The sequence below is a fragment of the Micrococcoides hystricis genome, from assembly GCF_042434215.1.
GTDB classification, from domain to species: Bacteria; Actinomycetota; Actinomycetes; order Actinomycetales; family Micrococcaceae; genus Micrococcoides; species Micrococcoides hystricis.
The window spans coordinates 36,431-50,636 of sequence record NZ_JBHLUB010000003.1; the positions used below are offsets into that span (position 1 = coordinate 36,431).

Annotated in this window: 14 protein-coding genes; 4 read left to right on the top strand and 10 right to left on the bottom strand. The window is 58.9% G+C overall.

All coding sequences use genetic code 11. The features are described from left to right. Positions 1–7: 7 nt before the first annotated feature. The 6 genes from hpf to mtrA all read right to left on the bottom strand — a co-directional run bounded on the left by hpf (position 8) and on the right by mtrA (position 5,984). Positions 8–676 (bottom strand): ribosome hibernation-promoting factor, HPF/YfiA family, encoded by a 669-nt coding sequence (hpf, locus tag ACFFFR_RS02855; protein WP_377458116.1) that lies wholly within the window; start codon positions 674–676, stop codon positions 8–10. Positions 677–838: 162 nt separating this feature from the next. Beyond that, positions 839–1,528 (bottom strand): ComF family protein, encoded by a 690-nt coding sequence (locus ACFFFR_RS02860; RefSeq protein WP_377458019.1) that lies wholly within the window; start codon positions 1,526–1,528, stop codon positions 839–841. A gap of 202 nt (positions 1,529–1,730) precedes the next feature. Next, complete coding sequence (locus ACFFFR_RS02865) at positions 1,731–2,387, bottom strand: LpqB family beta-propeller domain-containing protein (RefSeq protein WP_377458020.1); 657 nt, start codon at positions 2,385–2,387, stop codon at positions 1,731–1,733. Next, a complete protein-coding gene (locus ACFFFR_RS02870) occupies positions 2,269–3,372 on the bottom strand; it encodes an LpqB family beta-propeller domain-containing protein (protein WP_377458021.1) in 1,104 nt (367 codons plus the stop codon). Before ACFFFR_RS02870 ends, ACFFFR_RS02865 begins: the two co-directional genes overlap by 119 nt. Further along, positions 3,359–5,005, bottom strand: coding sequence for an MtrAB system histidine kinase MtrB (gene mtrB / locus ACFFFR_RS02875; RefSeq protein WP_377458022.1), 1,647 nt, complete (start codon positions 5,003–5,005; stop codon positions 3,359–3,361). The genes ACFFFR_RS02870 and mtrB overlap by 14 nt, the downstream gene beginning before the upstream one ends. Before the next feature lie 301 nt (positions 5,006–5,306). Continuing rightward, positions 5,307–5,984 (bottom strand): MtrAB system response regulator MtrA, encoded by a 678-nt coding sequence (mtrA, locus tag ACFFFR_RS02880; protein ID WP_377458023.1) that lies wholly within the window; start codon positions 5,982–5,984, stop codon positions 5,307–5,309. Positions 5,985–6,264: 280 nt separating this feature from the next. Between mtrA and ACFFFR_RS02885 the strand changes: the two genes are divergently transcribed. Then, positions 6,265–7,320, top strand: a complete 1,056-nt coding sequence (locus ACFFFR_RS02885) for a glycerophosphoryl diester phosphodiesterase membrane domain-containing protein (protein ID WP_377458024.1) — start codon at positions 6,265–6,267, stop codon at positions 7,318–7,320. Continuing rightward, positions 7,317–8,570: a DUF7847 domain-containing protein gene (locus tag ACFFFR_RS02890; protein ID WP_377458025.1), complete on the top strand. Its 1,254-nt coding sequence runs from the start codon at positions 7,317–7,319 to the stop codon at positions 8,568–8,570. The genes ACFFFR_RS02885 and ACFFFR_RS02890 overlap by 4 nt, the downstream gene beginning before the upstream one ends. Here the strand turns inward: ACFFFR_RS02890 and ACFFFR_RS02895 are convergent. From ACFFFR_RS02895 to ACFFFR_RS02910, 4 genes are read right to left on the bottom strand one after another with little or no spacing between them, the layout of a single operon-like run. Continuing rightward, a complete protein-coding gene (locus ACFFFR_RS02895; RefSeq protein ID WP_377458026.1) occupies positions 8,567–9,682 on the bottom strand; it encodes a hypothetical protein in 1,116 nt (371 codons plus the stop codon). The two genes, ACFFFR_RS02890 and ACFFFR_RS02895, sit on opposite strands and share 4 nt — an antisense overlap. Further along, a complete protein-coding gene (locus ACFFFR_RS02900) occupies positions 9,679–10,029 on the bottom strand; it encodes a chorismate mutase (protein WP_377458027.1) in 351 nt (116 codons plus the stop codon). The genes ACFFFR_RS02895 and ACFFFR_RS02900 overlap by 4 nt, the downstream gene beginning before the upstream one ends. A gap of 16 nt (positions 10,030–10,045) precedes the next feature. Continuing rightward, positions 10,046–11,191 (bottom strand): tRNA 2-thiouridine(34) synthase MnmA, encoded by a 1,146-nt coding sequence (gene mnmA / locus ACFFFR_RS02905; RefSeq protein WP_377458028.1) that lies wholly within the window; start codon positions 11,189–11,191, stop codon positions 10,046–10,048. Positions 11,192–11,239: 48 nt separating this feature from the next. After that, positions 11,240–12,460: a cysteine desulfurase family protein gene (locus ACFFFR_RS02910; RefSeq protein ID WP_377458029.1), complete on the bottom strand. Its 1,221-nt coding sequence runs from the start codon at positions 12,458–12,460 to the stop codon at positions 11,240–11,242. Positions 12,461–12,590: 130 nt separating this feature from the next. Between ACFFFR_RS02910 and ACFFFR_RS02915 the strand changes: the two genes are divergently transcribed. Both ACFFFR_RS02915 and ACFFFR_RS02920 read left to right on the top strand, forming a co-directional pair. Next, entirely contained in the window at positions 12,591–13,337 is a 747-nt protein-coding gene (locus ACFFFR_RS02915; RefSeq protein WP_377458030.1) for a dihydrofolate reductase family protein, read from the top strand. Continuing rightward, the gene (locus ACFFFR_RS02920; RefSeq protein ID WP_377458031.1) at positions 13,334–14,200 is read left to right on the top strand and encodes a DnaJ domain-containing protein; all 867 of its coding nucleotides are present in this window, start codon (positions 13,334–13,336) and stop codon (positions 14,198–14,200) included. Before ACFFFR_RS02915 ends, ACFFFR_RS02920 begins: the two co-directional genes overlap by 4 nt. Positions 14,201–14,206 lie beyond the last annotated feature (6 nt).

Sequence of the window (14,206 nt, forward strand, 5' to 3'; positions counted from 1 at the left end):
GACTCAGTTAGTTAGTCTGGTAAGCGACTTCTTCTTCCACCACTTGTGCATCTGGGTGATCCGGGTCAAGGCTGATTGCGCCGTAGCTCCAGCCCTTACGGCGGTAGACAGCCGATGGCCGATTCGTTTCGGCATCGACGAAGAGGAAGAAATCGTGACCGACCAATTCCATGGCGTCAACCGCTTGAGTTACGGTCATAGGCTGAGCTGGGAACACCTTGCGGCGGATCTGCACCGGGGCTACATCATCGTAGAACTCGGTGTCCTGACCATCGTCCTCGCTCTTAAGCGCTTCGCTCAGTGGGACGGAGGTGTCGACGACCGGTAGGGATGCCGTTGCTTCTGCTACAGAGTTACCGCGTCCGCGTGCCTGATGATCTTTGCGCTTGTCACGGGCCCGACGCAGTCTCTCCATGAACTTGCCGAAGGCCAGATCGAATGCAGCAAATTTATCTTCAGCTTGTGCTTCAGCCCGAATGACCTTGCCGCGGCCGACAACCGTGAGCTCCACCGTGATGGCGGTCGATGCCACCCGAGCGTGGGCTTCCTTGGTGACCTTGATATCCAGCCGTTGAGCGCGGTTGCTGAGCTGCTCGACTTTGTCGAACTTGTCCTCAGCGTATTCGCGGAAGCGATCGGAAATCGTGATGTTGCGGCCAATGAAGCTGACATCCATGGTCATGGTTCCTCCTTGGGTCGGAATACACAACAGCGACTGAAAAGATTCCTCCTCTCAGTCGCCGAAGACCTTGCCGGTACTCTCTGGTACCGGCTGTACTTTTACTTTATCGAAACGCCAAGGATTTCTGTATTGTTTTGCTCTGAGTAGGGGCACATTTTACGGTGATTCACCCGTTAGCTGATTTCTCGGTAACACTGGTGTTCTACCACCAGCTGGTGTTGCTACGACCACAGCCGCTGCGCTGACGCTGAAGCCTGCTGCCGTCAAAACCCGGTAGCCTTCCGCCAACGTGGCACCGGTTGTGAGGACGTCATCGACGAGCACTACCGGACGTGCTCTCAAGCTGTCGGCCAGGACGTCATTGATCTGGAAGCGTCCCCGGAGGGTGCTGGCTCTGGCGCTCTTGTTACGCAGCTTTTGCGCACCGCTTCGACGGGTTTTGGGGGATTGGGAAATCTCCAGCAAGTGGTAGGCAGGCCCGGACAGGTCAACATGTTTGAGGAACTGAGCTAGCGGCCAAAACCCTCTTTTGTGCAGCGAGCTGGCTTCAGTGGGTATTGGTACCAGGATGCATCGTTGCTGTGCTGTTTCATGTTGGGGTGCTGTTTCGTGTTGGAGTGCTGCCGTGATGGCTCTGCCAAATCCGGGGCCAAAGTAGCGGCACAATCGAGGTCGGGAACGCTCCTTGATGGCCCAAATGATCCCTGCCAGTTCATCGGTATATGTGCCCGCGGCGTAGACCGGCAAGACGGGAGGTTCCTGGAGGTCATCGGAGGCTGTGGGCGCAAAAGGAAGGACCGGTAGTGCGGTGGCGTGGTCGCTGACCTCGCTGGGTTCGGCCAGCATCTGCTCTATGAGGTCTTGGCAGGCCAAACACAAAGTGGTTTCGGGTTGTTCACAGCCTGCGCACTCGGTTGGCAAGAGCAGATCCAATGTTTCAGCTATCCAACGTCGGAGCAGGATTCCGCAGCTCTTCATTTGCCCAGTGTGGGGTGTTGTCAGTCGCGAGACGGTCTCTGATCGCCCGCTACTGTGGAGCGGTGTGCAACTATCCAGGGTAGTTGAGGTCTGAGACTTCGGTTTCTTGGGCTCGCCACGACGAGCCGACGCGCAGGTAAACCGTTTCGTCTGTTTCGGCGTAGACCGAGTCTTCGCCTGGGCCAGTTGACAGGTTGGTCATACCCAGCAGCGGGCGCAGGGCTTCGTTCTTGCCGTCAAGTCCCACGATTTCAGCAGTAACCCGCTCGGCACCGCCCACATCGGCGGCAACCACTTTGGTTTCGGAGGCCCAGTTGACGAAGTTGACGTCACCTTCTGTTTGCAACGTGGTCGGGTTCGTCAACCCCCTCGGCACCCCTTCAGAGTCCCGAATCACACCGGCGATGTAGAGGTTGTTGCCGTCTTCGTCGCTAGCCACGATTGCGGCTCGGGCGCCGTCGGCTGAGATCTTGAAGGAGAGCACGTTGCGGTCGGCCAGCCAGCTGGCGTTGACGTTTCGGGTGACCCCGTCAACCTCGTGGACCGGCACGGCACTGATCAAGGGCGTGCTGGCTGCGTTGCTGACGGTCCACACCCAGCCGGAGTTATCAATGGTCGGCCACGTGAGTTCTTGTCCGGTTACGGCAGCGGCAAGACTGCGGTTTTCGTTGATGGTGTACAGCTGGGTTCGTTCCCGGTTCAGGAACGCGAACACCGTTCCGCGCACATCCATGGCCGGGTAGCGGGGGTTGGTGTGTCGAACATTTGGCATTCCCGCGATCGGCACCGGCTNGGTCTTGCTCGGCCAGCTGTTCGCTGGTGCCGTCCCGGCCCAAGCCAACCTCGCGTTGATCGGACATCAAGACGACGTCTTGGATCGAGGTGAGCTGGTTCAGCGAAGCCAACAACTGTTGCTGCATGCGTTGCCGGGTCTGGGCGGAGGTGTTCTCAAAAAGGGCCGGGTCAAAGTCCACCGCCGCTACCCCGGCCTCCACCGGGATGGACGAGCGCGAGAGCTCTGTTCCGTCCGGGAACGCGGAAGTTACGGCCGAGCTGAGGTATGGGGCGGGCCCGTTCAGCAAGGCACCGACCACGGCGGCCGCGATACCGGTTCGGTTAACGAACCAGCGGACGTCCGGGACCAAGTATTCGTAGGTCGGGTCGAAGAAGTACAGCTTTTGGGAGGAAAACAGCACCGGGAACTGGTTGATGTGGATCATGGTGCCATCCGGCGCGTCAACGATGCGCTGCTCGCCTTCGACTTCATCGACCTTGAAAGATAGTGCGCGCGTTGATTCTTCCGGGACCTTGGTCATGATGCCGTTGGCATCAACGAGGGAGTCCAGCTCAAGCTGGATGTTGAACTCGCCTTCTTCCGCGCTAGGTGTGATGCTCGGTTCACCTTTGAACACGAAGGTTTGCTCGACGGGGTTCCATTCGGTGGCCAAATCCGTGGTGAGATATTCGCGTGCGACCCGGTAGTCTTCGGCCGGACCGGTGCCCGCGGTGAGGAAGCCGCGCACGATTTCCTCGGCGCTTGCGCCCTCTGCCGGCGGATCTGGGTTGAAGTTGTAGGCGCTGACGTCCCTGCCCGCAGTGCCTGAGTCGGATTGGCCGACCGGTCCGGAGGTAGGGATCTTGCCGCATCCGGTCAGGATCAACGCCAAAGCGAGGATGAGGCTGAGCAGCCCGCCGACGTTACGCTTGGTCATCGTCCTCCCCCGCTTCTCTGAGGGATTCTTCTAGTTCGGTGAGCGAGATCTCCCACGTGTCCGACTGCTGGCGGTCCATCAACCGATAGTTTGGTGGCAGTTCCAAGGCGGGAGCCCCGGCGGGAACATCTTGGCTGCGTGGCAGGACCAGTCGGAAGCACGCACCGTAGCTTGGTTCGGCCCAGACATCCAGGCGTCCCTGATGCAGTTGCGTGTCTTCTTTGGCGATCGCCAAACCGAGTCCAGAGCCACCGGTGGTCCGAGCCCGTGCCGGGTCCGCCCGCCAGAATCGATCAAAGACGTGGGCCATGGTTTCTTCGTCCATCCCCAGTCCGTAGTCGCGGACGGCAAGGGTGATGTTGGTGTCGGTGGCCCCAAGAATGACGTCAACAGGGTTGCCTTCGGCGTGCTCGATGGCGTTGTTGATGAGGTTGCGGGTGATTCGTTCGACACGTCGGTCATCCAGCTCAGCGGCGAAGTCATCGCCTTGGGTGATCAACGAGAGTTTGCACTTGTTTGCGCTGGCAAGGATTTCGGCGTGGTTGAGCACCTCGACCACGATTTCCCGCATGTCGCGGGGTTCCACGTGGAGGAAAGCCGCACCGGCGTCGAAGCGAGAGATCTCCAGCAGGTCGGCCAACAGTTGTTGGAAGCGTTCGACTTGGTTAAACAGCAGCTCTGCGGAGCGTTCGTTGATCGGATCAAACTCGTCCCGCGAGTCATAGAGCACCTGCGCAGCCATCCGAACCGTGGTCAGCGGTGTGCGCAACTCATGGGAGACATCAGAGACGAAACGTTGCTGCATGGCTGAGAGCGTGGCCAGCTGGTTAATCTGCTGCTGCAGGGAGTTGGCCATCTTGTTAAAGGAGGTCCCAAGTCGGGCCAACTCGTCCGTGCCGGTCACCGGGATACGTTGGTCTAGGTTCCCGGCGGCCAATTCTTCAGACACGTTTGCGGCCACCGAGACGGGTTTGATGACCGATCGTGTGACGTAGGAGAAGATCGCGATCGTCATGACCATGAAGACGATGGTTCCCAACCACATCACAGAGTTGATGAAGTCCATGGTCTTCTGCAGCGAGGACAGATCGTAGATCAGATATAAGGCGTAGACGTTGCCTGGCGGCAATGTGACTTTGGTGCCGAAGGCTAGGCCGGGCACGGTCTGGGTGTCTCGGGTGATGCCGATCGACTGCCAGTAGACCCCGTCGCCGTTCTGGACTTTTTCAGCCAGTTCGAACGGAATTGCTTTGGTGGTCAGCCCGGAGGAAGCGAGCGTGCCCACATACAGATTCTGGGCGCCGGGCAAGGGACTGAGAATGAAGTCGCGTCTGATCGAGGCGCCATCGCCTTCAAGCCGCAACAACGTGTCTGTCGCCAACGCCGTGGTCGTAGCCCGGTCCGTCACCGCAGCCGAAGAGAAAGTGTTCGCGACTTGGGACAGTCCCCGGGTCGCCTCAATTTGATGCTGCTCGAAACGCTCGTTGAAGAGTCCACCGGCAATCTGGTTGGACAAGAAGATCATCAGGGAGGCGATACCAGTGAGCATCAAGACCGTGGTAGTCAACACCGTGCGGAACCGCAGTGAGGTATTCCACCGTTCCACCATCACGCCGGCGATTCGTCCGGTCACGATGTTCTTTGCGCACTGGCTGATGAAGTGCTTGACCCGTGGCCAGCCGGTCAGTTCTTGCTGTTGCTGAGGTTCGACGATGACAGCATCAGCGGGCAGTTGAATGACCTGTTGGCCGGTGATGGGATCCGACTGAATTTTCGGGATCGTGATGGTTTCGGTGAAGGGATCAGACTCCAGGCTCCGCCGCCGTCGGAACAGGCGGACGCGTTGAGTGCTTCCCCCTGTCCGCGAGCGTTCGGCACGCTGAAGGGACCGCTCCGAGCGTCGGCTACGGTCCCGTTTCAGTTCCTTGGGATGATCAGGATTGTCCAGCTTTGTACCCTACTCCGCGGACGGTGAGAACAATTTCGGGCGAATCTGGGTCTTTTTCGACTTTCGCCCGGAGCCGCTGAACGTGGACATTGACCAGTCGGGAGTCGGCCTCGTCGTCATAGCCCCAGACTTCTTTGAGCAGTGTTTCCCGGGAGAAGGCTTGCCACGGTTTGCGCGCCAGTGTCACCAACAGGTCGAATTCCAACGGGGTGAGTGGGATGTTTGTTTCCCCGCGTGTGACCCGGTGGGCTGCGACGTCAATGTTGATGTCCCGGACCGAGAGCACCTCGGTCGATTTCTGATCGCCTTCACGCAGGCGGGCCCGGACACGGGCCACCAGTTCGGCAGGCTTGAAAGGTTTGGGAATGTAGTCGTCGGCCCCAGATTCAAGACCGCGTACAACATCTGCCGTATCTGATTTGGCGGTCAACATGATCACCGGGACGTCTGATTCTTGACGGATCAACCGGCACACTTCGATGCCGTCCATGCCCGGGAGCATCAGGTCAAGCAGAACCAAGTCTGGTCTGGAGGCGCGAAACGTTTCCAAGGCCTCGGAGCCGGTGTAACAAAATACTGGCTCGAATCCGTCATTGTTCAACACAATGCCGATCATTTCTGCTAGAGCTTCGTCGTCGTCGACGACCAGAATCTTGTCCTTCACGCTCGCGCGGACCTCCTGTGAAACGAGTGTGTAATAGTTCTGCGCAGTGCAGATCTTTCTCTAGTCTATACATTCACTGTTCTGTTCTTCGTTGTCTGTACCGGCGAGCCAATGCATAGGATTGGCATAACAGGACAGCCTTAATCGCTACGATCAGCAAGGAACAGTTCATATGTCGGTCCCTCCCCCGCACGTTGCTCCCCCACCTGCTCCTAAAGTTGGCACCATCCCTCTGACTTTTCAGTCTTTGTCTACCGTTTATGCCGGCGGGTGGCGCACCATGACCAAAAGCCCGGTGGCTATGTTTTGGTTGCCGAACCTGTGGTTCATGATCGGCAGCATCGCGCTGGCCGTCAGCATCGGCTTTTGGATGAAACGTTTCCTCGATGGTTTTTCCGCGTACGTGATCGGCCCGGACCCAACGAGGGACATCACGGCTTCCGAGGCCGATGCGCTTTTGGCGTGGGGCCTGCAAGACATGGTGATCTGGTTTTCAATCGGTCTGCTGGTCCACACCATGTGCGTACTCATCGGCGCAACTCTCACGGTGGCGCCGACCATGCGCGGGATCTTAGGACTCCCAACGAAGGCTTCAGATGCGTGGAAACTGGCTAAACCTCATCTGCCCCGCGTTCTGTTGGCAGGTTTGTTGTCTTGGGTTGTCGGGGTCGCCGCAGTGATTATCACTGCGTGGGCCTCGCAATGGTTTATTGAACTGACACTTTCCACCGAGTTCACTGATCCCGCTAGCGCCGCCGCTTATTCAACCACCACCGCGTTCGCGAGTACACTGTTCACCTTCGGTGCGTATGCCCTGGAGATCGCGCTCATTCTTCTGCTGGTCCGTTTCATTCACGTGTTGCCCAGCATGGTGTTGGAAAGCAAAAATTTGTTCGCCGCCATGGGCCGATCGTGGCGTCTGATTACCGGACGCTATTGGCAGGTGTTGGGCACCCTGTACTTGGCCAGCCTGGTCCTCAGTGTCATCGTCGGCATTCTGGTGGCTGTCATCATTCTGGTGCTCATGATGTTTGTGGGCAGCTGGTTTGCGGTCTCGGAGCCAACCGAACTTTTTGGACCTATCAGCATTGCGACGGGGGTCGTGGTGTGGCTCAGCGCAGCTGTGTCGTGGTTGACGACAACTCCGCTGTTGCCGGTAACCACGTTGCTCTACGCTGACAACCGCTTCCGCAAGGAGGGTCTGCTAAACGAGTTGATGCCGCTGGCTTTGAATGAACCAACCTTGGCGTCCGCCCGCAACGGTGACCCGCGCGCATTGCAGACGACCGCCACCTTCGTCCCAGGAACGATCAGCTCAGATCGGAGATTCCAGTGAGTCACTACCAACCTCAGCCCAACCCCTACGGACAGAACCCCGGTCAGCAGCCGTACCCCTCATATCAGCTTCCGCCCCCGCCTCCACAGCCGGGATCAGTGCCGTTGGCGCCCTTTGGCCTAGGCCAAGTCTTTTCAGCCAGTTGGCAAAACATCACGAAGAATTTCGGTTCTGCCGTTGGTTTGCCCGCGGTGATCAGCATTTTTGGTTTCCTGTTGATGGCGGCTCTCATTGCTGTGGTGATCATGATCGATGGGGCCAACAATTGGGCGTTCTTCGGTCAGTTCAGCAATGTCAACGACGAGGCGGATCTTGTTGAGCTGGGCTTTGTCAATTGGATGATCCTGATTATCGGACTCATCAGCGTGGTCATCTTGCTGCCACTGGTCGTGTTCCAGATCTTGGCCCAAGCCGCGACCGTTGCGGTGAGCTCGCGACATGCCATGGGGCTACGCACCACGTTCGCCCAAGGGTTCCGCTTCCTGAAACCAGCACTGGGTCGGTTGACTCTGCTGGCCCTGTTTTACTGGGTCCTCAGCACGATTCTGTTGGGACTATTCTTTGCCTCGCTGGCACTGATCATTGGCGAAGCCATCAATCTCGCAGTTACCCAAGACTTGGCCACAGGTGAGGTTGGTGGGGCAATCGCGACCTTCGCGGTCGCCGTGATCATGTGGATCGTCCTCATCATCCTTGTTTCGTTCCTGTCACTGTTCATTGTGGTTCGGTTCATTTTCGTCATTCAGGCCATTGTGCTTGAAGGCATGGGTCCGTTTGCCGCTTTGAAGCGGTCGTGGACTCTGATTCGCGGTCGCTATTGGCCGGTTTTTGGCACGTATCTGCTGTTGACGGTCATCGTGTCATTTGCCACCCAGCTGATCAGCTTGGTGTTTTCAATCCCGAGTGCGGGGTTGGAGACAGAATTCACATCCACCAGTGCTGAAGTTAGCTCTGCGTGGAGCCTGAACTACGCCATCTTGCAGATTGTGTTGACCATGGCGCAGACCTTTTTGAGCACGATCATCGCGCTGTTCATGTTCTTGGCTTTCAACAACATGTATTTGGATCTGCGCTTCCGCAAAGAAGGGCTCCACCTACAGTTGGCCGAGCGGAGCTTCTCCGATCCGCTGCTCCAACGAGCGATCGCCGGTGATGTGCAGGCGCAAGAGGCCTTTGATGATTATGTGCCGGGCCAGATCATCGCCCACCAATCAGGGCATTATCCTCCCCCGGGTGCGGGTCAGCGCTAGAACCCGTCAGCGCTTAGCTGTTGCAGCGCATCAGTCAGGTTGATCACGTTGCGGATCACCGACTGGTGCGCCGCGTGGTTAAGGTTCTGCATTTCAGCCATGCTGGCCACGTGCGCCTGGCCGAGTCTTGACGCGGGCAAGCCCTGTTGGCGCCAACGTTCAGTCAACTCTGTAGCCACGGAGGAAATGTCCGTGCTAGTTGGGCCAATGGGGGCACCTAGGAGCACATGCTTGTCTGCTTCGAGCCACTGGGCAATGTGTTCCCAGTCTTGCGGCGACAATTGATGCGGCACGTAGATCCCGGAAAATCCTGCTTGGTCGGCAAGCTTGGTGAGCTCTGCAAATCTCGCCCCCGTGGCAGCGTCGAAGCGCCACCCGGTTTCGGCAGGTTTCTGCGGCAGCATGCTCACCCGCTTTGTCCACGAACTGGAACCGGCAAGGTTAAGCACGGTCTTGATTTGCAGTCCCTGATCCGATTCCACGCTTGCTGTGAGCACCTGGTTGAAGGTGCTCCAGTGTCGATCAACAAGTTCTGCATCCAGTGCGCGGTACCGTTCGAACCCGGAGGCAGTCGGAATCGCACCGGTGAGCACGTTGCCGATCTGGTGTTCAAAGATCTCTAGGTAGAGCTCTGTCACCCCATACTCCCTAGCCAGCTTGTACAGCTGCTCTGCTGTGACGTGGGCTTGCTCGGTAGCGATTTCGTCCACCGCACCGCTGTCACTGATGGCCTTCTCACCTGAGGGCAGGTGCACACTGGCTGCCAAACTGAACGGCCCGAAGCTCTGCACTTTTAGCGCGCCCAACTTCTCGGCACCGGTTGCGGATAGAACGTCGGCGAGGGCCCCGAGGTCGGTGTGCAAAGCCGCGTCAATACGACGTTGGTCGATTCCAGCTTTCTGGGACAGGCGCCATCCGTAGGGTTGCAGTTCTACTGGTAGTCCGCGTAGCCATGCCAGCGAGCGTCCGACCATGTCGGAGCCGGGGCCTCGTTCTGGCTGGGTCACCAGCGTCAGCGGTGCGCTCTCACACGTTTCCAGTTGTTCACGGTAGTATCCGTCCGGTTCGGTGCCCGGAAACAGGCCGTGATGGATGAACTGCGTTTGGCTCATGGGGTGCCATCCGCGATCGCCTGATGGTGTCGAATGACCTCTTCGATAATGAAGTTCAGGAACTTCGCGGCAAATTCAGGGTCCAGATCAGCTTTCTCTGCCAGCTGTTTCAAGCGTGCGATCTGCTCGTCTTCTCGAGCCGGGTCAGCTGGGGGAAGCGCGTGCTTGGCTTTGAGCAGCCCAACCCGCTGGGTCGCTTTGAAACGCTCAGCCAACATGAACACAAGGGCCGCATCAATGTTGTCGATGGAGCCGCGGATGGCGTAAAGCTGTTCAATGATCTCCGGGTCTACATCCGCCAGCGAGGTGGCTCGAGGATCGTAGTTCGGGTGCGGGTTTGTTGTCATCTGAACGTCTCTTTCGTTATGAAGCGCTGCCGGAGCGAGCACCCTGCCAAGCTGAGGACCGGGCCGAGTCGATCGTCGCCTGGCCGAGGACACGGGTCCCCTGATAGATCACCGCGGTCTGACCGGGAGCGACGCCACGCATCTTTTCATCAAGGGTAACAACCAAAATCTGGCGTTGCTTCTCATCGAGTTCAACGTGGGCATGTGCCGGGACGGGGTCCCCATGGGCACGGACCTGCACGTGGCAGGCGAACGATTCACCGGTCTCGACTTCTGGCAGCGGTACTCCTGCCCAGGAAACCTTGATGCCTCGGATCTGATCGATCGACAGGAGGGCTTCCGGCCCCACCACGACCGTGTTGTCCTTCGGCCGGACCTCGAGCACGAAGCGTGGCTTCCCATCGGGCGCCGGTCGATTCAGGTTCAGCCCTTTGCGCTGGCCCACGGTGAAGGCTTGAGCACCGCGATGCATGCCGATCGGGTTTTCGTCCTGATCCAAAATGGTCCCGTCTTGCAAATCAACGTGTTCGGCCAGCCAGCCGCGGGTGTCCCCGTCAGGGATGAAACAGATGTCGTGCGAGTCGGGTTTGTTTGCGACACTCAACCTACGCTGCTCAGCCTCAGCACGGATCTGGTCCTTGGACGGGGTATCCCCCAGCGGGAACATGCAGTGCTCGAGCTGTTCTTTGGTCAGGACGCCAAGAACGTAAGACTGGTCTTTGGCCCACGCAGCGGCACGGTGCAGTTCAGGATTGCCCTGTTCATCGCGTGTGATTGTTGCATAGTGGCCGGTGCAGACGGCGTCGAAGCCGAGGGCGATGGCTTTTTCTAGCAGTGCGGCGAACTTGATTTTCTCGTTGCAGCGCATGCAGGGGTTGGGGGTTCGACCGGCCGCATACTCGGAAATGAAGTCGTCAACGACGTCTTCTTTGAAGCGGTCCGAAAAGTCCCACACGTAGTACGGGATGCCCAATTTTTCACAGGCCCGCCACGCGTCAGAGGAGTCTTCAATGGTGCAGCAGCCACGGGACCCGGTCCGCAGAGTTCCAGGCATGCGGGAGAGGGCCAGATGCACGCCAACGACTTCGTGCCCGGCTTCGACGGCGCGGGCGGCCGCCACTGCTGAGTCGACGCCGCCGCTCATTGCAGCTAGTACCTTCACGGATGTACTCCTTCGAGTTTGGAATTCTCTGGCTGCCGCGAACAGTGGTTACCAACCATCTGATGCGGTCTTGATGCGCGCGGTTTGTGCGGCCATGCCGGCTTGCCGGGCGTGTTCATACGCGCTACCGATGACTGCCGCTACATGTTCAACGTCGGCAATGGTCGAATCATGCCCAAGTGTGAACCGTTGCACACTTCTGGAATCGGCTTCTGAGTTGCCCATCGCCAGTACCACGTGTGAGGGTTTCGGAACCCCCGCGGTACAGGCTGAGCCGGTAGACGAGTATACCTTTTGCATGTCCAACATGAACAGCAATGAGTCCCCTTCACAGTTGGGGAAGATGAAGTGCACGTTGTTGGGGAGCCGTTGGGTGCCGTCTTCATCGGCTGGACCGCAGAGCCGTGCCGCTGGGACGGCTTCTTGAATCGCCTCGATGAGTCGATTGCGTAGCTCCACCAGTTTCTTACCGGTCTGGCTCATGTTGGCCACCGCCTCGGAAGCGGCTGCCGCGAAAGCTGCGGCGGCGGCCACGTTCATGGTCCCGGAGCGGATCTTGCGCTCTTGTCCCCCACCCTGGGAGACACTGTGCAGGGTGATGTCTCGGCGCACAAACAGTCCGCCCACCCCGACCGGGGCGCCGAGCTTGTGGCCCGAGACGGCCATCGTCGCGGCCCCACAATCCGCGAAGTTCACGGGGATGGCACCGAACGCTTGAACGGCATCGACATGGACCGGGACCCGATGCTGAGCCGCGAGCGCGACAGCTTCTTTGACGGGCTGGATCGTCCCGACTTCGTTGTTAGCCCACATGAGTGTGGCCGCGGCCAAGGAGTCCCGGTGCTGGCTGAGTAACCGTTCCCATGCCTCAAGATCAACAACACCTTCGGCATCCACCGGGGCGAAGACCAGTTCCGCGCCGTGCTGGGTCTCAAGGTACTGACATGTCTCCAGCACCGCGAGGTGCTCAATCCCGGTCAAGAGGATGGCGTTGCGTTCCGTGGTGCGACGGGCAAGGTAGAGACCTTTCAACGCCAAGTTATCGGCCTCGGTTCCGCCGGAGGTAAAAATCAGTTCGGCAGGTTCTGCTCCTGCAAGGGCAGCGATTTGCTCACGTGCCTGCTCGAGGTGATGTCGGGCCGTTCGCCCCGCCGAATGTAGCGAGGACGGGTTGGCCGTCGATTGATGTTCTAGCCACGCCTGTTGAGCAACCTGCCTCAGCGGGGTGGTTGCTGCATGATCTAGATAGGTCTGGCGAGGCTCTTTCATCACAGCTACCAGTCTAGTGCCCTCACCGGAAGACCGATGTTCTTGGTTCCGGTGCGTGGCTGGTGGAAAGTAGGCTATTTACGCCACAATATGAAAGAGAAGAATATTCCGGCGACGCAAAGTTTGTGACATGAGCACTCTGACTATCAAAGCCCTCGATTCGTTCTCTGACAATCAATTGTTAGAGCACTACACATTCCCGGACCGTCGCTGGTGCCGCTTCAATTTTGTGTCTTCTGCGGACGGGGCGGCCACCGTCAGGGGACATTCAAGCGGACTCGGCTCAGACGCCGACAAGCGCCTGCTGCAGGTGCTGCGCTGGAACGCAGACGTTTTGTTGTTGGGCTCTGGAACCATCATGGCCGAAGAATATGTTGGGTCCTTGATCTCCGACGCTGGCGTGCAGTGGCGACGTGAACGCGGTTTGTCCCCACACCCGGCGATCGCGGTTCTTACCACGACGGCTTCCATTGCCCACGAATACCCGCAGTTCTTTGATAAGTCCCCGGTACCGCCCATGGTCTTCACCACCACCCAGGCGGCCGAAGAAGATCTTGCCGCGTTAGAGGGCAAGGCTGTCGTCCACCAAGGTCAGACCCCGCAATTGAGCCCGCACAAAGTCCTCTCAACTATCGAAAAGGCAGGACATCGGGCTATCCACTCTGAGGGCGGACCATCCATTTTTGCTCGATTCGTGGCCGCTGACGTGGTTGATCAGCTCTGCCTGACTTTCTCACCGATGCTGGTCGGGTCAGGGCCGCGTCGCATTGCCGATGCAGGGGATCACCCCTTCACCCACGGTCCCCGAAATCTTCGGCTCGATAGCATCTTACAAGCCGATGACATGTTGTTCTTGAGCTACCGGCGGCGCCGGTGACGGAAGCTGAGGCCTACGAATTTTTCGGTCTGAGCCCCGGCGCTGACGACGCGCAAGTCAAAAAAGCCTACCGACAAGCGCTGCGTCGGGCCCACCCCGATGCTGGCGGATCGGCCCGAGAATTCATCGCAGTCAAGACCGCCTACGGGGCGCTGCAGCGCGCCCGCAAGACCGCATCTGGTTCTGAACCGACGCAGCAACCTGCGTCCCGACCAAGCCGGAAGCGGGCCGCCGATGGCAAACGCTCCACGAAGCCGACTACCATCCAACCGACAATCGTGGGCTCCGCACTCCTGACGGGACTGCTGAACGAATTTTCTTTCGGGGAGACATATCAGCCAGGTTTCTTCGGAGGGTTCTCTCGATCCCGTCAGGAACAAGCCGAAGTCGAACGGTTCACCGTTGCTGCGCTGAGCCACCGGGTCCCACGCCCCCTGCCGGCAGCCCGGTTGGTCAATTCCGTGAAGCTTCCCGGCACAGACCGGATCCCCCAGGTGTTGGTCAGTGGGTATCGGGCGGTACTATTTTTCCCGATTAGTGTCCCCGACGCCCGGTACCGTTATCAGGACCACGCCCTAGTTTCAGAGCGTGGGCGGATCGTTTTGCCGCAAATGGCTGCCGCCCGCCGAGCCTTCGAGAAAGCCTGTCCATCCTTGAACTCGATCGCCCGAGCCATCGCGGTGACCGCTGCGCTGGACTCCCAGCGGCCTACCGTCAGTGCCCCGGCTGGGCGGGGTCACGAACTCGTTTCCGCAGCCAATCTGGCGACTGCGGTCGCCGATGCGGTTCTGTTCCTTGCTGAGGGACCGCAACCGCACACCCTGGATACCGGCCTGATCGCCCAACTAGCGGGCATAGAATAAAGACTC